This is a genomic window from Plantibacter cousiniae (nom. nud.) (assembly GCF_977070315.1).
This window is the reverse complement of record NZ_CDRVEU010000001.1, coordinates 354,928-379,235: the sequence shown is the minus strand read 5'-3', so window position 1 is coordinate 379,235 and position 24,308 is coordinate 354,928. Positions and strand designations below refer to the sequence as shown.

Annotated in this window: 23 protein-coding genes; 18 read left to right on the top strand and 5 right to left on the bottom strand. The window is 60.0% G+C overall.

Annotated elements, in window-relative coordinates; translation table 11 throughout:
- The first annotated feature begins 43 nt into the window (after positions 1-43).
- From ACW55A_RS01735 to ACW55A_RS01720, 4 genes are all read left to right on the top strand, one after another.
- Positions 44-997: an alpha/beta hydrolase gene (locus tag ACW55A_RS01735; RefSeq protein ID WP_455807846.1), complete on the top strand. Its 954-nt coding sequence runs from the start codon at positions 44-46 to the stop codon at positions 995-997.
- A 143-nt stretch (positions 998-1,140) separates the two neighbouring features.
- A complete protein-coding gene (locus ACW55A_RS01730; RefSeq protein ID WP_117140297.1) occupies positions 1,141-1,626 on the top strand; it encodes a P-loop nucleotide/nucleoside kinase family protein in 486 nt (161 codons plus the stop codon).
- 204 nt (positions 1,627-1,830) lie between these two features.
- Positions 1,831-3,576 (top strand): OPT family oligopeptide transporter, encoded by a 1,746-nt coding sequence (locus ACW55A_RS01725; RefSeq protein ID WP_003433497.1) that lies wholly within the window; start codon positions 1,831-1,833, stop codon positions 3,574-3,576.
- Between the two features lie 63 nt (positions 3,577-3,639).
- On the top strand, positions 3,640-3,801 hold the full coding sequence (locus tag ACW55A_RS01720) for a DUF2986 domain-containing protein (protein ID WP_080053457.1): 162 nt from the start codon (positions 3,640-3,642) through the stop codon (positions 3,799-3,801).
- A gap of 229 nt (positions 3,802-4,030) precedes the next feature.
- Here ACW55A_RS01720 and ACW55A_RS01715 read toward each other — a convergent pair whose 3' ends face one another.
- Together ACW55A_RS01715 and ACW55A_RS01710 are read right to left on the bottom strand one after the other, a co-directional pair.
- Positions 4,031-4,657: a glutathione S-transferase family protein gene (locus tag ACW55A_RS01715; protein WP_003339874.1), complete on the bottom strand. Its 627-nt coding sequence runs from the start codon at positions 4,655-4,657 to the stop codon at positions 4,031-4,033.
- Positions 4,658-4,753: 96 nt separating this feature from the next.
- Complete coding sequence (locus tag ACW55A_RS01710) at positions 4,754-5,170, bottom strand: ester cyclase (RefSeq protein WP_151342633.1); 417 nt, start codon at positions 5,168-5,170, stop codon at positions 4,754-4,756.
- Positions 5,171-5,550: 380 nt separating this feature from the next.
- Here ACW55A_RS01710 and ACW55A_RS01705 point away from each other — a divergent pair, with 380 nt between their 5' ends.
- On the top strand, positions 5,551-6,972 hold the full coding sequence (locus ACW55A_RS01705; protein WP_032609497.1) for a sugar porter family MFS transporter: 1,422 nt from the start codon (positions 5,551-5,553) through the stop codon (positions 6,970-6,972).
- Between the two features lie 48 nt (positions 6,973-7,020).
- Here ACW55A_RS01705 and ACW55A_RS01700 read toward each other — a convergent pair whose 3' ends face one another.
- Positions 7,021-7,641, bottom strand: coding sequence for a LysE family translocator (locus ACW55A_RS01700; RefSeq protein WP_058397435.1), 621 nt, complete (start codon positions 7,639-7,641; stop codon positions 7,021-7,023).
- Between the two features lie 171 nt (positions 7,642-7,812).
- Between ACW55A_RS01700 and ACW55A_RS01695 the strand changes: the two genes are divergently transcribed.
- From ACW55A_RS01695 to ACW55A_RS01640, 12 genes are all read left to right on the top strand, one after another.
- Complete coding sequence (locus tag ACW55A_RS01695; protein ID WP_248695373.1) at positions 7,813-8,292, top strand: Lrp/AsnC family transcriptional regulator; 480 nt, start codon at positions 7,813-7,815, stop codon at positions 8,290-8,292.
- Between the two features lie 98 nt (positions 8,293-8,390).
- Complete coding sequence (locus tag ACW55A_RS01690; protein WP_455807848.1) at positions 8,391-8,771, top strand: glyoxalase superfamily protein; 381 nt, start codon at positions 8,391-8,393, stop codon at positions 8,769-8,771.
- Between the two features lie 222 nt (positions 8,772-8,993).
- The gene (atzF, locus tag ACW55A_RS01685) at positions 8,994-10,799 is read left to right on the top strand and encodes an allophanate hydrolase (protein WP_455807849.1); all 1,806 of its coding nucleotides are present in this window, start codon (positions 8,994-8,996) and stop codon (positions 10,797-10,799) included.
- Positions 10,800-10,814: 15 nt separating this feature from the next.
- Positions 10,815-11,924, top strand: coding sequence for a BMP family ABC transporter substrate-binding protein (locus tag ACW55A_RS01680; protein ID WP_248695376.1), 1,110 nt, complete (start codon positions 10,815-10,817; stop codon positions 11,922-11,924).
- A gap of 9 nt (positions 11,925-11,933) precedes the next feature.
- Positions 11,934-13,043, top strand: a complete 1,110-nt coding sequence (locus tag ACW55A_RS01675) for an ABC transporter permease (protein WP_455807850.1) — start codon at positions 11,934-11,936, stop codon at positions 13,041-13,043.
- Positions 13,036-13,956 carry an ABC transporter permease gene (locus ACW55A_RS01670; RefSeq protein WP_046719875.1) on the top strand — a complete coding sequence of 307 codons (921 nt, stop codon included), beginning with the start codon at positions 13,036-13,038 and terminating at the stop codon, positions 13,954-13,956. The genes ACW55A_RS01675 and ACW55A_RS01670 overlap by 8 nt, the downstream gene beginning before the upstream one ends.
- Positions 13,957-13,981: 25 nt before the next feature.
- Positions 13,982-14,998, top strand: a complete 1,017-nt coding sequence (locus ACW55A_RS01665) for a formamidase (protein ID WP_003365213.1) — start codon at positions 13,982-13,984, stop codon at positions 14,996-14,998.
- 4 nt (positions 14,999-15,002) lie between these two features.
- Positions 15,003-15,689 (top strand): biuret amidohydrolase, encoded by a 687-nt coding sequence (biuH, locus tag ACW55A_RS01660; protein ID WP_003365215.1) that lies wholly within the window; start codon positions 15,003-15,005, stop codon positions 15,687-15,689.
- A 2-nt stretch (positions 15,690-15,691) separates the two neighbouring features.
- The gene (locus ACW55A_RS01655; protein WP_498810399.1) at positions 15,692-17,227 is read left to right on the top strand and encodes an ABC transporter ATP-binding protein; all 1,536 of its coding nucleotides are present in this window, start codon (positions 15,692-15,694) and stop codon (positions 17,225-17,227) included.
- A complete protein-coding gene (locus tag ACW55A_RS01650) occupies positions 17,224-17,901 on the top strand; it encodes a cysteine hydrolase family protein (protein ID WP_455807852.1) in 678 nt (225 codons plus the stop codon). The genes ACW55A_RS01655 and ACW55A_RS01650 overlap by 4 nt, the downstream gene beginning before the upstream one ends.
- A complete protein-coding gene (gene hpxZ / locus ACW55A_RS01645) occupies positions 17,901-18,296 on the top strand; it encodes an oxalurate catabolism protein HpxZ (protein WP_054080701.1) in 396 nt (131 codons plus the stop codon). Before ACW55A_RS01650 ends, hpxZ begins: the two co-directional genes overlap by 1 nt.
- On the top strand, positions 18,293-18,979 hold the full coding sequence (locus ACW55A_RS01640) for a GntR family transcriptional regulator (protein ID WP_003365220.1): 687 nt from the start codon (positions 18,293-18,295) through the stop codon (positions 18,977-18,979). Before hpxZ ends, ACW55A_RS01640 begins: the two co-directional genes overlap by 4 nt.
- Positions 18,980-19,036: 57 nt before the next feature.
- On the opposite strand, the gene ACW55A_RS01635 is transcribed toward ACW55A_RS01640, so the two are convergent.
- Entirely contained in the window at positions 19,037-19,783 is a 747-nt protein-coding gene (locus tag ACW55A_RS01635; protein ID WP_096105138.1) for an ATPase, read from the bottom strand.
- A gap of 784 nt (positions 19,784-20,567) precedes the next feature.
- On the opposite strand from ACW55A_RS01635, the gene ACW55A_RS01630 reads away from it, so the two are divergent.
- A complete protein-coding gene (locus ACW55A_RS01630; RefSeq protein ID WP_455807853.1) occupies positions 20,568-22,814 on the top strand; it encodes a putative bifunctional diguanylate cyclase/phosphodiesterase in 2,247 nt (748 codons plus the stop codon).
- A 51-nt stretch (positions 22,815-22,865) separates the two neighbouring features.
- On the opposite strand, the gene ACW55A_RS01625 is transcribed toward ACW55A_RS01630, so the two are convergent.
- Positions 22,866-24,236: a GntT/GntP/DsdX family permease gene (locus ACW55A_RS01625; RefSeq protein WP_060708740.1), complete on the bottom strand. Its 1,371-nt coding sequence runs from the start codon at positions 24,234-24,236 to the stop codon at positions 22,866-22,868.
- Between the last annotated feature and the right edge of the window lie 72 nt (positions 24,237-24,308).

The window sequence follows — 24,308 nt, the reverse complement described above, 5'->3', positions numbered from 1 at the left end:
GACAGGCGCAGGGGCTTATCTCCCTGCGCCTCGGGAGCACGTATTGAACGCCGATGAATTACTGGACCCGGCCTATCGTTGGTTCATGGACGAGCCTTCGAGCAACTGGACGCTGCGCACCCTTGCCGACATCAGGGCTCGCGTCAACGCCTCATGGGCAACCGCTACCATAAAGCGCGGCGAGCAACACTGGACCTCCTCCGATTCGGACAACGGCGTCAGGTTATGTCTTTATCGTCCGGACCTTTCGCTCTCTCACTCTGGACTCCCCGTCATCCTGTATATCCACGGGGGCGGCTTTGTACTGGGCAGCCCGGAGATGGCCGATGACTACCTCGCAACGCTGGCCGTCGAGCTCCAGGCAATAGTCATTGCCGTCGACTACCGGCTTGCACCCGAGCATCCATTCCCGATCCCGCTGGAGGACTGTTACGCAGCGCTGGAGTGGGTATTGAGCAACGGGATGACGCAGGGCATGGACACCCGCAACCTGGTGATCATGGGCCACAGCGCCGGCGGCGGGCTTGCTGCCGCGCTCGCCCTGCTGGCAAGAAACAGAGGTCTGCGGACCATCGCCGGCCTGGTGCTGATCTACCCGATGCTGGATCACCGTACAGGCACACCCGACGCTGCGTCAGCCAACCCGACTACCGGCACTTTCAGTTGGTCGCGTCAGGCCAATCATTTTTGCTGGGAATGCCTGCGCGGTGCCTACGCACTGGACGATGATCGCCAAGCCCTGTTCTCGCCCGCACTGGCCACCGACCTGAGCGATCTGCCGCACACTTTCATCTGCGTTGGCGCACTCGATCTCTTTCTGGAAGAGGACCTGGCATTCGCGCTGACCCTGTCGCGCTCTGGGGTGCCGGTGGAATTGCATGTCTACCCAGGCGTGCCGCATATGTTTGATCAGTTGCCAGGCGAGCAGACCGCGCAGGCTACGCAAGATATTGCCCGGGCCGTGCGCAGGATGATCGCAGCAGGGTTATGCGATTAGAATGACGCGCATGTTGCGGTGACGATCGCGAGTGCCATTTCAATGATGCGCTGAATGTGCTTGGCTGAGAGCCTCCCGCAGGGTCACGGACTCGCCTCTGCTCAGGAATGCACACCTTACGACTGGAAAAGGGACACGCCTTGATGCTCGCCACGAAACTTCACCTGCTGTGCGGCAAGATCGCATCCGGTAAATCGACACTGGCAAAATCAATCGCGACCGAGCATTCAGCGATCCTGCTCAGTGAAGATCAATGGCTCTCTCGGCTCTACCCTGACGAGATCAAATCAGTGGCGGACTACGTGCGTCTGGCCCATCGGATTCGCGACATCATCGGCCCTTTGGTCATCGACATGCTGAAGTCCGGCATGTGCGTGGTTCTGGATTTCCCAGCCAATACGCTTGCAGACCGCCAATGGCTTCGCAGCCTGGCTGAAGACGCTCAGGTTAAGCATCGACTGCACTATCTCGATGTGGAAGATGATATTTGCCTTGCCAGACTGCATGCTCGTAACGAAACAGCAGAGCATGACTTTGCGGCTACAGATGCGGAGTTCAGGCTGATCACGCGCTACTTCCAGACTCCACACACTGACGAGGGGCTGGATATTCTGGTTCACCGCCTGTAATTCATCAGAGGGCGCGTGGCGACGTCCTTCCAAGAGTCTGATTTCTGATGCTCCCGCAACGGGCACCCTGCGTAGCCGGTCGGCAAAGATCAGGACAAACGGATGCCTTAACGCCACTCCACAACGAAGCCTGCCATATGAACCTTCGGCCGATATGGCGCTCACTTTATAGGTTGCCTTGTCTCATTGCCGAAAGGAATTCGCATGCTTTCGACCTCACCATCGAACCCTCTTGCCAGCCCTGTCGAGCGTGAGCTCAGTCTGCGCGCGGTGATTACCGGGGTTGTGCTCGGTATCCTGCTGACGCCTTCCAATGTGTACGCCGGGTTGAAGATCGGCTGGTCGTTCAACATGTCGATCATTGCGCTGTTGATCGGTTATGCGATCTGGCAAGGGCTGTCGAAGCGCGCCTCCGGGCAGCTGCCGTGGACGCTGCATGAGAGCAACATCAATCAGACGGTCGCCTCGGCCGCTGCGTCGATCATTTCCGGCGGGCTGGTCGCGCCCATTCCGGCTTATACCTTGCTGACAGGCCAGCAATTGGACGCCATCCCGATGATCGCCTGGGTCTTTTCGGTGAGCTTTCTGGGGATCTGGATTGCCTGGTATTTGCGGCCGTCACTGCTCAATGACACATCGCTGAAGTTTCCCGAAGGCATGGCCACTCTGGAAACCCTCCTGCACATCTACAATCACGGCCGTGAAGCTGCGACGCGCCTCAAGGTGCTGCTCAGTACCGCGTTGCTATCGGCGCTGGCCAAGTGGATCGACACGTTCGTATGGGCGTTCCCGCGCTGGTCGCCGAGCGCTCAGTTGGAGCGCCTGACCTTTACCGCGGACCCTTCGCTGCTGCTGGTGGGGTTCGGGGCGATTATCGGTATTCGCGTCGGCTTGACCCTGCTGATCGGTGCCGTGCTGGCCTGGGGTGGCCTGGCGCCGTGGCTGCTGGAACAGGGGCTGGTGACGTTGCCGTCCGACAGCAGCGGCCCGCAGTTCGCCGCGCTGGTGGAATGGTTGCTGTGGCCGGGCGTGAGCCTGATGGTCTGTTCGACGCTGGCTTCGCTGGCTATCCGCCTGTGGACACTGCACGCGTCTACCAAAGCCAGCGGTGGGACGCCCTGGTCAATGCCCAAACCCGGGCCGGCCGCCGGTTTTGCGCTGGCGATCCTGTTGGTGGTCAGCCTGCAGGCGCTGTTGTTCGGTATCAATCTGTGGATGGCATTGCTGACCATTCCTCTGGCGATCTGCCTGGCGGCCGTGGCGGCTCGTGTGGTCGGTGCCACGGGTATCCCGCCCATCGGCGCAATCGGGCAGTTATCGCAACTGAGCTTCGGTATCGTCGCGCCCGGTCAGGTGCCGATCAACCTGATGAGCGCCAACACCGCAGGCGGTTCAGCCGGGCAATGCACCGATTTGATGAACGACTTCAAGGTAGGCCGGGCGATTGGCGCCACGCCGCGCAAACAATTGATCGCCCAGACACTGGGGATTTTCGTCGGCAGTATCGTCGGGGTTCTGGCTTATATGGCGCTGATCCCGGACCCGCAATCGATGCTGCTCACCGAGGAGTGGCCAGCCCCGGCGGTGGCGACCTGGAAGGCTGTGGCGCAGACCCTGACGCACGGTCTGGATTCGCTGTCGGCAAGCATCCGCTGGGCGATTTTCATCGGCGGTCTGGCCGGCTTGCTGCTGGGCATCCTCGACAGCACACTACCTGCGTATCGCGCCCGGTACTTGCCCAGCGCCGCAGCCCTGGGCCTGGCCTTCGTGCTGCCCGCCTCGGTGTCGTTGATGATGGCGCTCGGTGCGGTGCTCACCTGGCTGGTGAACTGTCGCTGGCCGTCACTTACCGAACGCTTCGCCATCACCGCGGCGGCAGGCCTGATTGCCGGCGAGAGCATTACCGGCGTCGGTGCGTCGTTGTGGCAAATGGTTCAGAACGGCGGGTAGTCGCATGCATGGTGCGACAGGCAAACTGCTATGATTCGCGCCTGTGCAAGCGAGTTGAAGAATATGAATCGTCGCAAGAAAATCCAGCAGTTGCTGAAAGCTCATGCCAAAAAAGCCAGCGCCAAACTGGCCCCGCAGAGCAAGGCCAAATACATCAGCAAGGCCGACCGCGTGAAGCTGGCGGCCGAAGCGGATCAGGACTCGACCAGCCCGTCCGAAGGCTGACCCGCCACGTAAGCGCCATCGTGCGACGCAGAGCGTCGAGACCTGCATTCCCACGCTGGAGCGTGCGGAACGATCATCGCAACTATCGTACGACGCTCTGCGTCGTATGCCTTTCTGGACGCTCCGCGTCCTCTTGCGACGCAGAGCGTAGAGAACTGCATTCCCACGCTGGAGCGTGCGGAACGATCAGCCCGAGTATCGTGCGGTGCAAGCACTTCAGGCACGGCGGTTACTTGGCAAAGGAATATTCCCCGCCCTGCTCCAAAGCCTTGCGGTACGCAGGTCTGCCCTGCAGCCTTTCAACCCACGCGGTCACGTTCGGGTAAGGCTGCAGCATTCCCTGAGCCTTGGCAAACTCGCCGATAAAGCTCATCTGAATGTCCGCACCACTCAGCTCATCGCCAAGCAGATACGGCGTCAGACCCAGGGCTTCGTTCAGATAACCCAGGTAGTTGGCCAGCTCCGACTGGATACGCGGATGCAACGGCGCACCCGCGTCACCCAGACGCCCGACGTACAGGTTGAGCATCAACGGCAGAATCGCCGAGCCTTCAGCGAAGTGCAGCCATTGCACGTACTCGTCGTAGGTAGCGCTGGCCGGGTCCGGCTGCAGACGACCGTCGCCATGACGGCGAATCAGGTAGTCGACAATGGCACCGGACTCGATGACGACATGCGGGCCATCTTCGATGACAGGTGATTTGCCCAGCGGATGCACGGCCTTGAGCTCGGGTGGCGCAAGGTTGGTTTTCGGGTCGCGCTGATAACGTTTGATTTCGTAGGGCAGGTCGAGCTCTTCGAGCAGCCACAGAATACGCTGCGAACGTGAGTTGTTCAGGTGATGGACAGTGATCATGTGAGGCTCCGCCGGGTGAGAGTGTCTAAAAAAGACTGCGCTACTACCCCGGAGTGCCCTGAAATGATTTTACTTCGATGAACGTAACGAATTCATTCAGGTGCTTCTGTCACTCGAGGCGCCCGCCGCTTCGCCACGAAGCTCGCGCTCCACTGCCGCTTTATCAATGACCGACCAGACGCCGATGATCTTGCCGTCAGCAAAGGTATAGAACACGTTTTCGCTGAATTTAATGCGTTGGCCACGCGCCTCCAGCCCGAGAAAACGCCCTTGCGGCGAGCAGTTGAAGAGCAGACGGGCGGCAATCTGTGGCGCTTCGACCACCAGCAGGTCGATATTGAAACGCAGGTCGGGAATGATCCTGACGTCGTTTTCCAGCATCGCCCGGTAACCGGCCAGACTGATCCGCTCGCCGTTGTAGTGCACACCGTCGTCGACGAAATTGTCCAGGTCCTGCCAGCGACGCTCGTTGAGACAGGCGATGTAGGCACGGTACTGCTCGGCCAGGTTCATGTTGCGCCCTCTTTTTCAAAAGATACCGACGCAGCCTCATTGAAAAGACCGCACACCTCTGCTGTCTTACTGTAGCGCTTATGAGCGGCGCAGAGAGTGAGTAATGACAGCAGCGCATGTGCCAGATAAAAACTGCTTGGAAATCAATGAAAAGCATTTTTTACCAGTCAAAAAAACTGAATTTCATTGACAGCGAAAGGGGGAAACAGGGGCGTTTATGACAAGGAAAAGTTAATCGTTTCAGCAGCCTCAAGCTTAAGGCTTTCGCCAGGAAAACAATCCTGAGCAGGTTTGTAGGGAACTAGCACGGCCGACACCGCCCTAAGCGTGACATCCATGTACTGGCGCAACGCTGGTTTCAAGCCAAGGACTTCAGATTCATGTCTTCAAGTAGCACCTCAGCAGCGGCGGGTCAGCAAGGCCGGCAACGCGCTTCATCGAATCGACTCATCTTTATCTCTGTGCTTGTGGCGACCATGGGCGCACTGGCGTTCGGGTATGACACTGGCATCATCGCCGGTGCCCTGCCGTTCATGACACTGCCCGCCGATCAGGGCGGGCTGGGCCTGGATGCTTACAGCGAAGGGATGGTCACCGCGTCACTGATTGTCGGCGCCGCGTTCGGCTCGCTTGCCAGTGGCTATATCTCCGACCGCTTCGGACGCCGCCTCACCTTACGCCTGCTGTCAGTGCTGTTCATTGCGGGCGCACTGGGCACTGCTATTGCGCCGTCCATTCCGTTCATGATCGCAGCGCGCTTCCTGCTGGGTATCGCAGTGGGCGGCGGCTCTGCAACAGTGCCGGTGTTCATCGCCGAGATCGCAGGTCCGTCACGGCGTGCGCGGCTGGTCAGCCGTAACGAACTGATGATCGTCAGCGGCCAGCTGCTCGCGTATGTGCTGAGTGCGGTCATGGCGGCCTTGCTGCATACGCCGGGGATCTGGCGTTACATGCTGGCCGTCGCCATGGTGCCAGGGGTGTTGCTGCTGGTTGGTACGTTCTTCGTACCTGCGTCGCCGCGCTGGCTGGCCTCCAAAGGCCGTTTCGACGAAGCGCAGGACGTGCTGGAGCAACTGCGCCCCAGCAAACAGGACGCGCAGCGTGAAGTCGACGAGATGAAGGCGCAGGACGAAGAAGCTCGCCATCGCCCGAAAGCAAGAGAGTTGCTGCGTCAGCGCTGGGTCATCAAGTTGTTGCTGATCGGTGTAGGGCTGGGCTTCACCGCGCAGTTCACGGGGGTGAACGCGTTTATGTACTACACGCCGATCATTCTCAAGAACACCGGGATGGGCACTAACGCTGCGTTGACCGCGACGATCGGCAACGGCGTGGTATCAGTCATCGCGACCTTGCTGGGCATCTGGGCCATCGGCCGCTACGGGCGCCGGCATTTGCTGATGACCGGTCTGGTCATCGTCATTCTGATGCAGGCAGCGCTCGGTTGTGTGTTGCAGTTCATGCCGCAGAACATGACCCAGAGCTACACCGCCCTCGCCTGCATTCTGGTGTTTCTGCTGTTCATGCAGATGTGCATCTCGCCGGTTTACTGGCTGCTGATGTCAGAACTGTTCCCCATGCAGGTACGCGGCTTGCTGACCGGCACGGCGGTATCGATGCAGTGGCTGTTCAACGCATCGGTAGCGTTCACATTCCCGATTGCGGTCGATACCATCGGCAACCCGACGTTCTTCATCTTCGCCGCCATCAACATTGGCTCGTTGATTTTCGTGTTCCTGTGCCTGCCGGAAACCAAGGGCAAGTCACTGGAGCAAATCGAAAAACATTTGAAGAAAGAGCTGTAACAGCGACCGGATGAGGCCGTCAAAGGCCTCATCTACTCTCCAGGCAGATCAGCGCACCAGCATCGAAGCTGCCGCGGCGACCATGATGGCCGCCGCACCGCGAAACAGTTTCCTCTGCGCGCGCTCACTCGACAACAAATGTCGAATGCGCAAGGCGGCAAATATGAACACGGCCCCGACCCCCAGCAGCACCAGTACCGTCAGCGGCACCAGAACCAGCCCCCACGTCTGCAGAGAGACTGTTTCAAGATTGATGACCAACGGTAAAAGCGCCAGATAAAAGGCGATGGTCTTGGGGTTGCCCAAGGTGATGGTCAATCCGGAAGCGGCCGCAGACAGCAACTCTTTCTTCTTTGCCGGCTTGCCGATTTCTATGGCTTGATGATCTGCGAACCAGAACTGCCAGGCCAGGTAGCACAGATAAATCGCGGCCCCCCAACGCACGACCTGAAACAATGCATTGAAGTGTTCGGCAATCATGGCAAGACCAAATACGGCAAATGAAAGATAGGTCAAGTCACCCAGAATCAGCCCGGACAGCAGGCAGAAGCCTGACACCGCCCCGCCGCTGACACTCCGTGCGACCAGCGCTGCCATACCGGGGCCAGGAATGGCGGCGGCAATACCCAACGCTGCCGAATACGTAAGAACCTGAGTCAGATCAAGCATGTTGCACTCCTTGTGAGTGGCGCTGATTGCAGAGCTTGCTTGAGATCCAGCAGGCAAACCCCTGTGTCGAAAAATATTACGTGTTTCAACGCGGAAAGAATTGTCTGTTCTTACTGGCTGGACGGCTAAAACCGGTATAAATTTCCTGCAACATGAAGAGTAATGGTATTTATGACCCATCCGACATTAAGCCCGATAGATGTAAGGATCCTCACGGCCCTGCAACAGGACGGCCGGATCACCAATCAGACCCTGGCCGATCAGATCGGCATGTCTGCCTCGCCATGCTGGCGACGGGTCAAACAACTTGAAGAGCATCGCTATGTGCTGGGTTACAGAGCGGTGCTGGACCGTCGCAAGATCGGGCTGGGTGTCATGGTGTTCATTCGAGTCAGCATCGATTCTCACAGTGAAGCCGAGGCAAGAAAATTCGAGCAGGAAGTCATGCAACTGGAGAACGTCGTGGCGTGCTACAGCATCGGCGGAGATGCCGACTTTCTGCTCCAGGTGGTGGCTCGCGACCTGGATTCGTTTGCCGACTTCGCCATGACGGTGGTCAGAAGGCTGCCCGGGATTAAAGAGATGCAGAGCATGTTCGTCTTGAAGGAGATAAAGCCTTTCGTCTCATTCCCGGTCAAACCTGCGGCCTGACCGCATCAGGCTGAGGCTCTGGATGGCAAGTCCGGGTCAGCAAACATGCACCGCCTGCAAACATCAGACAATCGATCGTTTTCAATAAAGGAATAGCCATGTCCACGACCGAGCAAGCCACTGTCACCTTCAACAGTGCCGTCCCAATCCTGCGGATGTTCGATGAACGCAAGGCGCGTGAGTTTTACATCGACTTTCTCGGTTTCAGCATCGAATTCGAGCACCGCTTCGAAGCGGATCTGCCGTTGTATCTGGGCATCAGCCGTAACGGGTTGAACCTGCACCTCTCCGAGCATCACGGTGATGCCTGTCCAGGTGCGGCGGTGTTCATCCCGACGCAGAACATCGAGCAATTGCGCGATGAACTGATCGGCAAGCAGTATGGCTACGCTCGCCCGGACATCGTTCAGCAAGGCTGGGGAAAGACGCTGGAAGTCTGCGACCCGTTCGGTAACCGGCTCAGGTTCTGCGAGAGTTGAGGAACCTGCATTGATGTCAGCCGCGCGGCGCTACATTCGCCCTGCGGCTGACATGACCTATCTTTGTGCACGCAGACACATTCAAGCGCAAACATGACGCATGACTGCAGCGCAACGCCCCGCCAATAGCCAGTAACCCCACCGTAAATCGCCCTCCGGCTGACCTTGGCCCGTAACGTGCAAACGCCTCAGTTCATCTTGTATACATGAATGAACACCACCATGACCGCACTCGATATCCCTGAACTTCAGTCGGCGCTCCGCTCGGGCGAAACCACGCTGACGACACTGGTGCAGAACCTGACCGCGCACATTGATGCGGATGACCGGGCAGAGGTCTGGATTCATCGCGTCCCGCTGGCACAGCTTGTCGAGCGGGCACAGGCGCTGGAGAGTATCGCCGAACAACTGGGCGATGCGCTGTATGACCGGTTGCCGCTGTTCGGCGTGCCCTTTGCGGTCAAGGACAATTTCGACGTAGCGCAGATGCCCACCACGGCTGCCTGCCCGGCGTACGCCTACGTGCCCGAGGACAGTGCTCACGTTGTGCAACTGCTGCTCGACAGCGGCGCGATACTGATCGGCAAGACCAATCTCGATCAATTCGCCACTGGCCTGGTGGGCGTCCGTTCACCCTACGGCGCAGTGCGCAATGCGCATGATCCGGCCTACGTCAGCGGCGGTTCGAGTTCAGGCTCGGCAGTGGCGGTAGCGCGTGGCTACGTCAGTTTTGCACTGGGCACGGACACCGCAGGTTCAGGCCGCGTGCCAGCCGGCTTCAACGGCATCGTCGGCCTCAAGCCCAGCCTTGGTCTGTTCAGCAGCCGCGGGGTCGTACCTGCCTGCCGCACGCTGGACTGCCCATCCATCTTTGCCAACGATGTGATGCAAGCCTGGCAGGTGGCGCAGGTCATTGCAGCTTACGACCCGCTGGATGCGTCCAGTGCGACCGTGCAGGCATTGCCGGTACAGCGCAGGGTTCGGCGTGTCGCCGTCGCGCGGCACTGCGAGTTTTTCGGTGACGAGCAGGCAAAGGCGGCTTACCTCAAAACTTTGGAAGCCCTGCAAAACGACCCGCTGGTGACGGTCAGCGCTATCGAGTTCGACGTGTTCGCCGAGGCGGCTGCCCTGCTGTACCAGGGCCCGTGGGTGGCGGAACGCCGCGCTGCCATCGGCGAATTCTTCGCCAGCAACGCGGCCGACATTCATCCCGTGGTGCGCGGCATTGTGCAGAGCGCGGATTCATTCGACGCCGTGGACACGTTCAACGCCCGCTATCGTCTGGCAGAACTGACCCGCGCTGCGCAGCAGTTGCTGACCGACATCGACGTGCTGGTGGTGCCGACCGCGCCGTGCATGCCGACCATCGAAGCGGTGCTCGGCAATCCAGTCGAGCTCAACTCACAGCTTGGCTATTACACCAACTTCGTCAACCTGATGAACATGTGCGCCATCGCCATCCCGGCAGATCGCCGCGCGGACGGACTGCCTGCGGGCATCACGCTGATTGGCCCGGCCGGTGCCGATCAGCGCCTGGCGGAGATCGCCGCTGCCTGGCAGCCGCTGTTCGGCCAGGCTGACCAGCGTGACGCCGTGGCGATGGCTCCCCTGCCCTATAACAGCCCGACCGTGCAGGTTGCAGTGGTCGGTGCACACCTCGTTGGCCAGCCACTCAACTGGCAATTGCTCGAAGGTGGCGCGCGCCTGCTGCGCACCACAACCACCAGCGCGGATTACCGCCTGTATGCGCTGGCAGCAACGACACCGCCGAAACCGGGACTGGTGCGCGTCGCTGAACAGGGCGCGAGCATCGAGATAGAAGTCTGGGAAATGCCGCTGAGCCAGTTCGGCGCCTTCGTCGCGGCCATTCCCGCACCACTGGGCATCGGCTCGCTGCAATTGGCCGACGGCCAGTGGGTCAAGGGTTTTATCTGTGAGCCTGGCGGCCTTGAAGGCGCGTTGGACATCACCGATTACAAAGGCTGGCGCGCCTACCGCGCCGCGCACACATCTTCCATCGCTCAATGACCCGAGGTAGCACACATGTCGAATGTTGATCGTCGCAGTTTCATCAAGTTGGCGGGCATTATCGGCCTGAGCGCCGCGCTGCCTTTCGGTCGCGCCTATTCAGCCGATGCGCCGTTGGTAGTGGGTTTTATCTACGTCGGCGCTCGCGACGACTTTGGTTACAACCAGGCCCACGCTCAGGCAGCGGCCATCATCAAGACGCTGCCCAACGTCAAAGTGATCGAGGAAGAAAACGTTCCGGAAACCGTGGCCGTACAGAAGACCATGGAAGCCATGATCCGTCAGGACGGCGCCACGTTGATTTTCCCGACCTCGTTCGGCTATTTCGAACCGCACGTGGTCAAGGTCGCCAAAAAGTACCCGGACGTCCGTTTCGCGCACTGCGGCGGTCTCTGGCAGAAAGGTCGCGACCCGATGAACGCGGGTAGCTTTTTCGGGTACATCGACGAAGCGCAATACCTCAACGGCGTGATCGCCGGGCACATGAGCAAGAGCAAAAAGCTCGGTTTCGTCGCCGCCAAGCCTGTGCCTCAGGTGCTGCGCAACCTGAACGCGTTCGCCATGGGTGCTCGCTCGGTCGACCCGAGCATCGTCACCACGGTGATCTTCACCGGTGACTGGTCGCTGCCGGTCAAGGAAGCAGAAGCTGCCAACGGCCTGATCGACCAGGGTTGTGACGTGCTGACCTGCCATGTCGACGGGCCCAAGGTGATTGTCGAGACAGCTGAAAAACGCGGTGTGATGACCTGTGGCTACCACGCCAGCCAGGCTGCGCTGGCGCCCAAGGGCTACCTGACCGGTGCCGAATGGAACTGGGAGACGCCTTATCGTGCTCACGTCGCGGCAGCCCAGAGCGGCGCGCCGATGATCAACTTCCTGCGCGGCGGGCTGAAGGAAGGCTTCGTCAAAACGTCCGCCTACGGGCCTGCGGTAACAGACGACGCCAAACAGAAAGCGGATGCCATCAAGGCGCAGATGATGGCCGGTCAGTTCGTGATTTTCAAAGGCCCGCTCAAGGACAACAAGGGCAACGTGGTGATTGCCGATGGTGTTGCACAAGGCCAGACCGACATTGCGCTGGAGAGCATGAATTACCTGGTCGAAGGCGTGCTTGGCCAGATCTGAGGAACGTTCATGAGTTCATCGATAAGTCTGCGCCGCCTGGCCAGCGCGCTGTTGCCAGGGTTGCCTACAGTGCTGGCGGTGTTTTCCTCGTGCGTGCTGTTCGGGCTGTTTCTGGCGGTTCAGGGCAAGCCTGCCTGGCAGGCGCTGCACTTGGTCGGCGAAGGCGCGTTCGGCTCGTGGTTCGCCCTGGAAAACACCTTGCAACGCGCCGCGCCGCTAATGCTGACCGCGCTGTGCGTCGCCCTGCCCGCGCGAGCCGGGCTGATCATCATCGGCGGTGAAGGTGCGCTGGTACTGGGCGGCCTGGCTGCCGCAGTGACACCCTTGTGGCTCAGCCATCTGCCAGCCGGTTTGATGCTTGCCTGCATGGCCGTCGCGGCAATGACCGTGGGCGCACTGTGGATCGGTCTGAGTGGCTGGATGCGCCAGCGTCGCGGGGTCAATGAAACGATCAGCAGCCTGCTGCTTTCGTACATCGCCCTGGCACTGTTCCGGCAGTTGGTGGAAGGCCCGCTGCGCGACCCGGCAAGCCTGAACAAGCCTTCGACGCCGCCGCTGGACGATGCCTACATGATCGGCACGATCAGCGACAGTTTCGAGGTGCACTGGGGACTGGTGGCGGGCGTCGTCGCCTGCGTGCTGGCGTATGTGCTGGTGCGCCACAGCGTCAAGGGGTTTGCCCTCGCCGTGGTCGGCGGCAACGTGCGTACCGCGCTGATGATCGGCTTGCCCGTGGACCGGCTGATCATGCTCAGTTGCCTGCTGGGCGGTGCGGCGGCGGGTCTGGCCGGCATGTTCGAGGTCACCGCAGTGCAAGGCAGCGCCAACGCCGCGCTGATCGCAGGCTATGGCACCAGCGGCATCCTCGTGGCTTTCGCCGCTCGCCATCATCCGCTGGCAATTATCGTCTGCGCCATCCTGCTTGGCGGGCTGGAGGCCAGTGGCGGACTGCTGCAACGACGACTCGGTCTGCCAGACGCCACCACGCTGATTCTTGAAGGTCTGCTGTTCACCAATCTGCTGCTCTGGGAAGCCCTGGGTGGGCGTATCGCCGCCTGGAAGATCAGGCTGACGGCGTCGCCCGCGTCACTCGACAAGGGAGCACTGCAACATGGCTGATATCGACCTGACTACCTTTCTCCTCGCCCTGCTGGCCGGCGCTATCCGCGTCGGCACACCTTTTCTGTTCGTCAGCCTGGGCGAATGCCTGACCGAGAAGAGCGGCCGGATCAACCTGGGGCTGGAGGGCATTCTGGTGGCTGGCGCCATGTCCGGATATGCCATCGCGTGCCTGAGCGGATCGGCATGGCTGGGGGTGGGCGCGGCTGCAGGGGTCGGCATTCTGCTGGGCCTGCTGCATGGGCTGGCGTGCTCGTTGCCAAGGGTCAACGACATCGCGTTCGGCATCGCGCTGATTCTGCTCGGCACCGGCCTGGCGTTCTTTCTCGGCAAAGCCTTTATCCAGCCACAGGCGCCCATGCTGCCTTCACTGGCGCTGGGAGCCTGGAGCAGCGAAGAACGCGTGCGCTCGGCGCTGAACATCAATGTGCTGTTCTTCGTCGGTGCAGCCCTGGCGTTCGTTCTGCACTGGGGGCTGCGCACCACGCGCTGGGGGCTGATGCTGCGTCTGGTCGGCGACCACGCTGAAACCGCTCAGGCGCTGGGCTATCGACCGCTCAAGGTACGCATTGTGGCCACTGCGGTGGGTGGTGGGCTGGCCGGTATCGGCGGTGCCTATCTGTCGCTCTACTACCCCGGCAGCTGGAACGAAGGGCTGTCCAGCGGTCAGGGACTGATGGCCGTGGCGCTGGTGATCTTTGCCCGCTGGCGCCCGTTGGCGTGTCTGTGGGCGTCGTTGCTGTTCGGCGCTGCCGGTGCCATCGGCCCGGCCCTGCAAGCGGTCGGTATCAGCACCGGCTACTACCTGTTTGCCGCAGCACCTTATGCGCTGACGCTGGTGGTGATGTACGCCACCTGCCGCCGTGGTCGCACTCTGAATGGCGCGCCGGGCGAACTCAGCCTGACGCGATGAACTGATCTTTTCGAGGAGACATTGCATGGCCAGTGGTCTTGGTGGTTTGAACAAGTCGCCCAAGGGCGTGGTGATCGGCCTGGCGCAACTGGCGCTGCCCGATCCGCATACGCGCGAGGCGCTGTGGGCACAGACGCAGAAAGTGGTCGGCATGGTTGCCAAGGCGCGGCGCAGCAACCCGGGCATGGACCTGATCGTATTTCCCGAATACTCGCTGCACGGCCTGTCGATGAGCACGGCGCCGGAGATCATGTGCAGCCTCGACGGCCCGGAAGTCCTTGCACTGCGCGAGGCGTGCAAGACGCACCGGATATGGGGCTGCTTCTCGATCATGGAAGCCAACCCGCACGGCAACCCGTTCAACAGCGGCCTGATCGTCGATGACCTCGGGGACATCCGCCTGTACTACCGCAAGCTGCACCCGTGGGTGCCGGTCGAACCATGGGAGCCGGGCGATCTGGGTATTCCGGTATGCGACGGACCGCGCGGCAGCAAGCTGGCGCTGATCATCTGCCATGACGGCATGTTCCCGGAAATGGCCCGCGAGTGCGCCTACAAGGGCGCCGACATCATGCTGCGCACCGCGGGTTACACCGCACCGATCCGCCACTCGTGGAAGATCACCAATCAGAGCAACGCCTTCACCAACCTGATGCAGACCGCAAGCGTCTGCATGTGCGGCTCCGACGGCACGTTCGACTCCATGGGCGAAGCGATGTTTGTCGACTTCGACGGTACGATCATGGCTGAAGGGGGTGGCCGGGCCGACGAAATCGTCTGCTGCGAACTGCGCCCCGACCTGGTCCGCGAAGCCCGTGTGCACTGGGGCGTGGAGAACAACATCTATCAATTCGGGCATCGCGGCTATGTGGCGGTCAAGGGCGGCGCACGCGACTGCCCCTACACCTACATGCACGACCTGAGCGCAGGCCAGTACCGTCTGCCGTGGGAAAACGATGTCGTGCATACCGATGGCAGCTCGTGCGGGTTCGCGGCCCCCGAGCGCGACTTCAAACCTACCCCCAGCAGTTGGGAGGAGTAATGCCATGAGTGAACGTCATATTGCATCGGCGCCCTACCCCTGGCCCTGGAACGGCCAATTGCATGCGCACAACACAGCCTTGATCGTGATCGACATGCAGACCGATTTCTGCGGCGTCGGCGGCTACGTGGACAGCATGGGTTACGACCTGGCACTGACCCGTGCGCCCATCGAGCCGATCAAGGCGTTGCTCGCCGCGATGCGCCCGCTGGGCTTCACCATCATCCATACCCGCGAAGGCCATCGCCCGGACCTCAGCGACTTGCCCGCCAACAAACGCTGGCGCTCGCAGCGCATCGGTGCGGGAATCGGCGACCCAGGTCCGTGCGGCAAGATTCTGGTACGTGGCGAGCCGGGCTGGGAAATCATCGACGAGCTGGCACCGCTGCCCGGTGAAATCGTGCTCGACAAGCCCGGCAAAGGCTCCTTTTGCGCCACCGATCTGGAACTGATTCTGCGCACTCGTGGCATCGACAATCTGATCCTGACCGGCATCACCACCGACGTCTGCGTGCACACCACCATGCGCGAAGCCAATGACCGTGGCTTCGAGTGCCTGCTGCTGGAAGACTGCTGCGGGGCGACCGACCCTGGCAATCATGCGGCGGCCCTGAGCATGGTCAAAATGCAGGGTGGCGTGTTCGGCGCAGTCGGCCATTCCTCAATGCTTCGCGACCTGTTGGGAGCATGAACATGCGCGCCCCGAGCCTTGAGACGATTGGTGCCAGCAAGCATTTCGGAGCGTTTCACGCACTCGACGAGGTGTCCTTCAAGGTCCGCGCCGGCACCGTCCACGCCCTGCTCGGCGAAAACGGCGCCGGCAAGAGTACGCTGGTCAAAGGCATCATCGGCTACAGCCCGCTGCAGTCGGGCAGCATTCTGATCGACAACCGCGAACACGAGATTCGCACCCCGCGCGACTCTCATCAGTTGCAGATCGGCATGGTGTATCAGCACTTCACCGTCGCGCCGGGCCTGAGCGTGGCGGAAAACCTGGTGCTGTCGCGTGGCGATCTGCCGTGGCGTATCGACTGGGCCAGCGAGCACCAGCGTCTGGAAGCGTTCATGGCAAAAATGCCTTTTCGGCTGGACATCCATCGTCCGGTCAGCAGCCTGGCGGCCGGCGAAAAGCAGAAACTGGAAATCCTCAAACAGCTGTATCTGGAGCGTCGACTGGTCATTCTCGACGAACCCACCTCGGTGCTCACGCCGCAGGAAGCCGACGAAGTGCTGGGGCTGATGCAGGCGATGGCGCATCGTGGCGAACTGACCGTCTTGATGATCACGCACAAATTTCGCGAAGTCAGCACCTACGCCGATGACGTCACCGTTTTGCGCAAAGGCCGCTGGGTGGGCAGTGCAGCAGTGGCTGACACCACCACACAACAGATGGCAGCGTGGATGATGGGCAACGCACAGGTGCGCGGAGCGAGCACCGAGCGCCCGGTGATGGCAGCTCGTCCGCCGCAGTTGCAGGTGACAGGCCTGGATGTGCCTGGCGACAAAGGCACGCTGGCGGTGAAAAACCTGTCTCTGGCCGTTCACCCGGGTGAGATCGTCGGAGTTGCAGGCATCTCCGGCAACGGTCAACGCGAACTGACCGAAGCGCTGCTCGGCCAGCGAGCCTTCAGCGCCGGGCAGATAGCGGTCGACGGTCAGCCTTACCACGCGCGGCGTGAACAGATGCAGCGCCTGCGCGTGTTCAGCCTGCCCGAAGAGCCCCTGCGCAACGCCTGCATCGGCACGTTCAGCGTGGCTGACAACCTGGCCCTGCGCAATTTCGACCAGCCGCCGCTCTGCCGTCAGGGCTGGCGCCTGGATCGTCGCGCCGCAGGTGTGCAAGCACGCAGCCTGATTGAGCAGTTTCAGGTATCGCCCAACGATCCGAACCGGCCCATCGGCACTTTGTCAGGGGGCAACGTGCAGCGCGCTGTACTGGCCCGAGAGCTGACCCACGACGTCGCGGTACTGATCGTCGCCAACCCGGTATTCGGTCTGGACTTCGCCAGTGTCGCGCTCATTCACCAGCGCCTGATCGACGCTCGCAACAGCAGCACAGCGGTCCTTCTGCTCAGTGAGGACCTCGACGAACTGCTTAGCCTGGCAGACCGCATCGTGGTTATCCACGACGGCGAGCTGGTGTTTGAAACCAGTGCAGCGGACGCTGACCGTACCGAGCTGGGCCGACACATGGCCGGTGCCGAGCATCTCGCGGGGCAACCGGCATGATCAAGGTCAATGCGCGCCCTGACAGCTTCGCCTTCGACACGTCCCGGACCGCTGTGGTGATCATCGACATGCAGCGCGATTTTCTCGAACCCGGCGGCTTTGGTGCCGCACTGGGCAACGACGTCGCACCGTTGCAAGCCATCGTACCGTCCGTGCAACGCCTGCTGACGCTGGCCCGCGATAAAGGCATTGCGGTGATCCATACCCGCGAATCACACCGCCCGGACCTTGCCGATTGCCCGCAAGCCAAACGTGACCATGGCTCGCCGGGCCTGCGCATCGGCGATCCTGGTCCGATGGGACGCATCCTGATTCGCGGCGAACCCGGCAATCAGATTATCGACACCCTGGCGCCGCTCGCTGGCGAGTGGGTCATCGACAAACCCGGCAAAGGTATGTTCTTCGCCACGGATCTGCAGCCGCGGCTGACCGACGCCGGGATCACCCATTTGATCTTTGCAGGCGTCACCACCGAAGTCTGCGTGCAGACCAGCATGCGTGAAGCCAATGACCGGGGTTATCGCTGCCTGCTGATCGAGGACGCGACCGAAAGCTACTTCCCCGCATTCAAACGGGCCACGCTGGAGATGATCACCGCACAAGGCGGGATTGTTGGTCGCGTCGCCTCACTGACGGACCTGGAGCAGGCGCTGCAGACAAGGAGTACACATTGATGGACATCAACCTCCCTCACGTGGTCGCTGAAGTGACCCACGCCTTTCACGACTACGAACGCGCCCTGCTGGCCAATGAACTGACCACGCTGGATGCATATTTCTGGGATTCCGAACAGACCGTCCGCTACGGCGTCGCGGAGAACCTGCATGGCGCCGACACGATTGCGCGCTATCGGCGCCAGTGCCAGCCGGTCGGACCGGGCCGCATGCTGCTGCGTACCGTGGTGAGCACCTTCGGTGAAGACTTCGCCACGGTCAGTACCGAGTTTCACGATGGCGTCACCCAGCGCCTAGGTCGGCAGATGCAGACCTGGGCGCGACTGGAGGGCGGCTGGAAAGTCGTTGCTGCACATGTCAGCATTGACCTGAGCAGCCTGGAGCCACGCCCTTGAATTCCCCGAACACCACCAACGCACTGGCAGAAGACGTCTATCGGCGGCTCAAGCAGGAGATTTTCGACTTCTATCTGCTGCCTTATGACCGGTTCACCGAAACCCAACTGGCCGACCGTTATCAGGTCTCGCGAACACCGGTGCGTGACGCACTCTACCGCCTCCAGCGCGAAGGCTACCTGGACGTCGAGTTCCGACGTGGCTGGTCAGTCAAGCCTCTGGATTTCAACCAGATCGACCAACTCTACGATCTGCGCATCGTGCTGGAGTGCGCGGCGGTCGAGCGCATTTGTGCATCCGCCGAGGTGCATCCGGAACTCACTATTCTGCGCCAGCACTGGTTGGTCGATCGCGACCGCTGGCAGATAGACATGCAAGTGGTCGCCGACCTCGATGAGCAGTTTCACACCCAACTGGTGGCGGCGTCAGGCAACCTGGAAATGGCCCGCATCCATCAGGAAGTGACCGAGCGCATCCGTATTGTGCGCCGCCTGGACTTCTTCAAAAGCGCCCGTATCGAACATACCTACCTCGAACACGCCGCAATCCTCAATGCCCTTCAGGCGCGCAAACGCGACGAAGCATTATTGCTGCTGCGCTCCCATGTAGAGATCAGCAAACTGGAAGTACGCAAACTGACGATTTCCATGCTCAGTGATGCACGACGGCGGTATGAGGCATGAGCGTCTGTTCGCTTTGCGATCGGTAGCCAGGAGCTCATACTCAAATAAAAAGCACTTCTAGGGTTCCGGATAGATAAGCCGTTCAAGCTCTTCAATAGAGACTTTGCACCACTCCGGGACTTCGTCAACTTTGTATTCGACAATAGAAGCGTCTGTGATTTCTGCTTCGAGCTCTGCAGTATCTCCGGAGTTATCAAACAAGTATGCTCGGCTCGTCGCCTGGATGGCCTCCGGCAGTAACGCCAGGCATCTGTGATAACGAGTACGCACTTTCTCCGGGGTGACATTATGCCCGCCCTCGCCAACACGAATCGCGATCCGGTTGATATTGATACTCGGGTTTTCGGTAGCGACAAAATATAAATAGGTCCGGTATCCCATTGCCTTGGCTTTTTTGATGAACTCCACTTTGGAACGATCTGACATGACCGTCTCAAACGTGAAGCTGGCGGACTGATCAAGCAATTGATGCCTGATGAAGTCAGCAACCACCGAAGCGTGGTAGGACGTGAAGGTGATGCCTTCAATCAATAGCGATTGGGCGGTGATGACGAAATGCTCAGCCTGGCAAGCCAACTGTTCTCTTTCAATGAGGGGGTGGGACGAAAAAAACGTCCGGAAAGCCTGCTGGTCAGCGTCAATCGAAAAGGGAGAAAGATCCAGAAACCCGTTGTCACCCACCTCACGCTCAAGGTCGTCGGCATTGACATAGATGTAAATCAGGTCAGGATGAAGTATGCGTTTGATGGTGCTTTTGCCTGAACCGTTGGGGCCGGCAAAGACACGTAGCCTAGGTACGGGCACTGGTAGCGGACCCTGGGCCGATCCTGAAAGAGCCCGTCGTTACCTTGCGTCTCGGCTTCGAGGCACAAACGACTTTCTCCGTGCCGTCCGCACATTCGGCGACGATAAATCCTCCTTTGGACAACAACACTGTCTGCCCGGAGGATTTTGCCTTCTCATAAGCCATTCTGGTTGCAATGGACGCTTTAGCCGGGATCTGGGCTTCCAGCTCCTGAATAGCTTCTTCAGACAGTATATTTTCTGGAGATCTGGGCATGAATCCTCCTCGTCAGCATGTTCAGCGCGAACCTCAATGGCCAGATCATAGCCCGAAAGCGCTTTTTTCGACACCGACGGATACTCATCAGTGTTACCAATCATGGCGCGGGCGAACTGACATATACAAAGCCGTAAGTCAGAACAAAGTGAATTGGGGCGCATCAACCAGCCCACCCGGACATCGACTCTCCCATGCAACCTTTTGAAACCCGCCCTGTCGTAAACATTAGTGCGTAATAGCACTTAGGCATCAGCAAGAACTCACTGTATTAAACATGAGCCGTAACAGCAGGTGCGATCCGCAGCTGACTGAGGGGTACGTTATGCAGTAGGTCACTCGTCGCTTCGACCAAACGTCTTTTAGCAACATCAAGTCTGTACGTGGTGCTGGCTGAAAAAAAATCAGCTGAACCCGTCAGACGATCTCTCAGCGCAGCTGGAAGAGGTCCACGGAACGCGTCCACGGCTTATGCGCTGCCGAACAGGATCCGGACTATACATGCATGCCATTCAGGAATAGCGATCGATGAACCCTCAGGGCTATGAGCACGACCACGTCATACCAAAGAATATTGAAGATGTTGCCAAGGTATTGCAGGCCGCTGCTCATTCCGCCTCGTGCAACGCCGCTTTGCTGATGGTATCCAGCGCTACAGGCTGGGAGCAGTTGGTCAGCGTTGGTCAAAGCCAGACCAAGGCGGACGAAGCATGGTTAAGGATGATCTCATCGTATGGAGACGTGGTGCTGGTCGGTCAGGACAGCCCGGCGAAGGCAATCGAAGCGAATGGCTCAGGGCCTACCCTGATCTACGTCGCGATTCGTGGCTTCAGGCATGAGTTGCTGGGCGCGATGTTGTTGAGCAACAGCGATGACGCAACAGTGCTGAGCGCAGCGCAACGTTATGCGCTGCAGGCCCAGGCTGTTCATATTCGTACTTACCTGCAACCGGGACGTGATCCCGAAGCCAATAATCCGCTGGTCACCTCGTTCGAACGCCTGCGCTTGCTTGAATCGGTTGTCATCAACGCCAATGACGCGATTCTTATCACCGAAGCGGAACCCATCGATCTGCCCGGCCCGCGTATCGTCTATTGCAACCCTGCGTTTCTGGCAATAACCGGTTTCACGGAAGACGAAGTCATAGGTCGCACGCCGCGGATTCTGCAGTGTGAGGACACCAGTCGGGCAACGCTGGACGTTATTCGCGAGGCTCTCAGTCACTGGCGACCGGTTGAAGTCGAACTGCTCAACACCCGCAAGGATGGCAGCCAGTTCTGGGTCGAGCTGAGCATTGTGCCGGTGGCCAACGAAAAGGGCTGGTTCACTCATTGGGTATCCGTGCAGCGCGATATCACCGAGCGCAAGGAGTCCCAGCAACTGGCTCAGCGAGCTCGGCTGGAGTGGGAGGAAAAGCTTGCGTTACAGAGCCGGCTGGAGGAACGCGAGCGTATTTCCGAAGAGCTGACCTATATCGCTTTTCACGATGAGCTGACCTCACTGTTCAACCGCGCTTACTTGATGAACGAATTGACCACGGCATTTGTAACCCGTGACTCTCATTACGAACGGGCAACGGTACTCTTTCTGGACCTGGACGGCTTCAAGGTGGTCAACGACAGCATGGGGCACCTGGCCGGTGACAAGTTGCTCAAGGCGGTCGCGAACCGATTGCAGACCTGCGTTCGCTCGAATGACGTTTTGGCGCGAATCGGCGGCGACGAATTTGCAATTCTGCTGATGGGCAAGGAGCAGCCGGAGACTGCCGTAAAAATGGCTGAACGTATCGTCAGTCAATTGCACACGGCAATACAGATCGAAGGCCAGGACATTTTCATCTCGTGCAGCATCGGCATTGTCACCGCAGGTGAAAGCCATACCAAGCCCGAAGAGTTGCTGCGTGACGCCGATGTCGCCATGTATTCCGCAAAAAAACAGGGCAGAGGACGCTGGAACATCTTCAACGCCTCGATGCGCGAGGCGGCCATCGACACGCTGGTGATTCAGAATGCATTGCGCCAGGCACTGGAAAACAAGGATTTCCTGGTTTTTTATCAGCCGATCTACAGCGGCGACTGTGAGCATCTGGTGGGAGCCGAAGCCCTGGTCAGATGGAACCACGCCACCATGGGCATCATTTCCCCAGAGGCGTTTATCCCGATTGCCGAAGACCTCGGGATCATTCATGAGTTGGGGGCCTGGGTGATGCATCAGGCCTGTAGCGAAGTGCAGGCCTGGCGCAAGCAGTTCCCTCACCTGGACCTGAGGCTTAATGTCAATGTGTCCGGAAAAGAGTTGAGCCATCCCGGGTTCGTCGATCAGGTGACACGGATCATCGCCTCCACCGGCCTGCCTGCGGGCCAGCTGCAGATCGAGGTCACCGAATCGGTGTTTCTCTATCAGCCTGACGCGATCGCGGAGATTCTCCGGCAGATCAGGCAGCTCGGCGTGAGAGTAGCGCTGGATGACTTCGGTACGGGTTACAGCTCGCTCGGCTACATCGACCGTTACCCGATCGATGCCGTAAAGATCGATCGCTCCTTCGTGTCCCGAATGATGACGTTTGAGCGCAGCGAAGCCATTGTCAGCAGCATCCTGTCGCTGGGCCGAGCACTGGACCTGGATATCACGGCGGAAGGTGTGGAGACAGCGGAACAATACAACCTGCTGCGCAAAATGGGCTGCCCTTACTTTCAGGGTTATCTGTTGAACAGGCCGATGCGCTCAGAGGCACTGTTGCATATCATTAAGTCCGCAGCCGAATGCACTGCCTGATTTACGCCGACGTTGATGGGCCGGAATGATTCCCGGCCCTCCCGCAGGGCTTCACGTCAGCCAGTGCCACAGCAGCAATGTCCCGATCAGCCCGACCACCGAAACGATGGTCTGCAACACCGACCAGACCCAAATGGTTTGCTTGAGTTGCAGGCCGAAGTATTCGCGGACCATCCAGAAGCCTGCATCGTTGACGTGGCAGAAGAACACCGAACCGGCACCGATCACCAGCGCCACCAGTGAGGCCTGCACCGGCGCAAGCCCGGCCATCATCGGCGCGAGTATGCCTGCGGTCGTGGTGGTCGCCACGGTCGCGGAACCAGTGGCCTGACGCAGTGCCACGGCAATCAGCCAGGCGAGCAGCAAATAAGGCATGTGCGCACCTTCCGCTACTTTGCTGATGGTCTGGCTGACTCCCGCATCCAGCAACGTCTGCTTGAGGCCGCCACCCGCGCCGATGGTCAGCAACAGTACCGCGATGGGCGCGAGGCTTTTGCGCAATGTACCGCCGACGTGTTCACGGGAAAGCCCGTTGGCCCAGCCCAGACAAACCGTAGCCGCCAGCACCGCGATACCCAGCGCTACCAGCGGCTCACCGAGAAACTTCAAGGTCAGCGCGATGTTGCTTTCAGGCTCCAGGGCGATCTTGGCAAAGGTGCTGCCGAGCATGAGGATCACCGGCAAAAGGATGATCAGCAGCGAGATGCCGAACCCTGGCTGGCGACTGGTTTCAGGCTTGGCACTGAACAATTCACCAAGCTCGGCTGGCTCTGCAACGTGCATGCGTCCGGACAGCCAGTTGCCGTACAAGGGACCAGCGAGAATCACCGCCGGCACGGCAATGCACAACCCCAACAGCATGGTCAGCCCCAGATCGGCATGCAACGCGCTGACCGCAATCAACGGGCCGGGATGCGGGGGCATCAAAGCGTGCAAGGTGGTCATACCCGCCAGTGCCGGAATCGCGATTTTCAGCAGCGGCTGACCGGACTGACGCGCCATGACGAAGATGATCGGCACCATCAACACCAGACCGACTTCAAAGAACAGCGGCAAGCCGATGACCATCGCCACCAGCGCCATTATCCAGGGCAACATGCGGCCCTTGCCCAGCCTGAGCAAGGTGGAAGCAATACGATCCGCCGCCCCCGACTCGGCCATCAACGCACCAAGCATTGCCCCCAGCGCGATGATGATTCCGGCCTCGCCAAGGATGCTGCCCGCGCCTTTGCTAAAGGCTTTTGCAACAGCCTCGGCTGGCAAACCCGCGCCGATACCGGCGATGAACGTGCCGACGAGGATGGAGAGAAAAGGTGGCAACCGGGTAGCGCTGATCAGCACGATGATCGTGGCAATGGCAATCAGGCAGCAGATAATCAGACGGGTGTCGTGAAACACCCAGGCAGCAGACGACAAATCCAACTCAGACCTCCTGGCATTCGTTTTTTCAGGACGCATTTCAGCGCGCACCCCGAGAGAGTCAGAAACAATTAG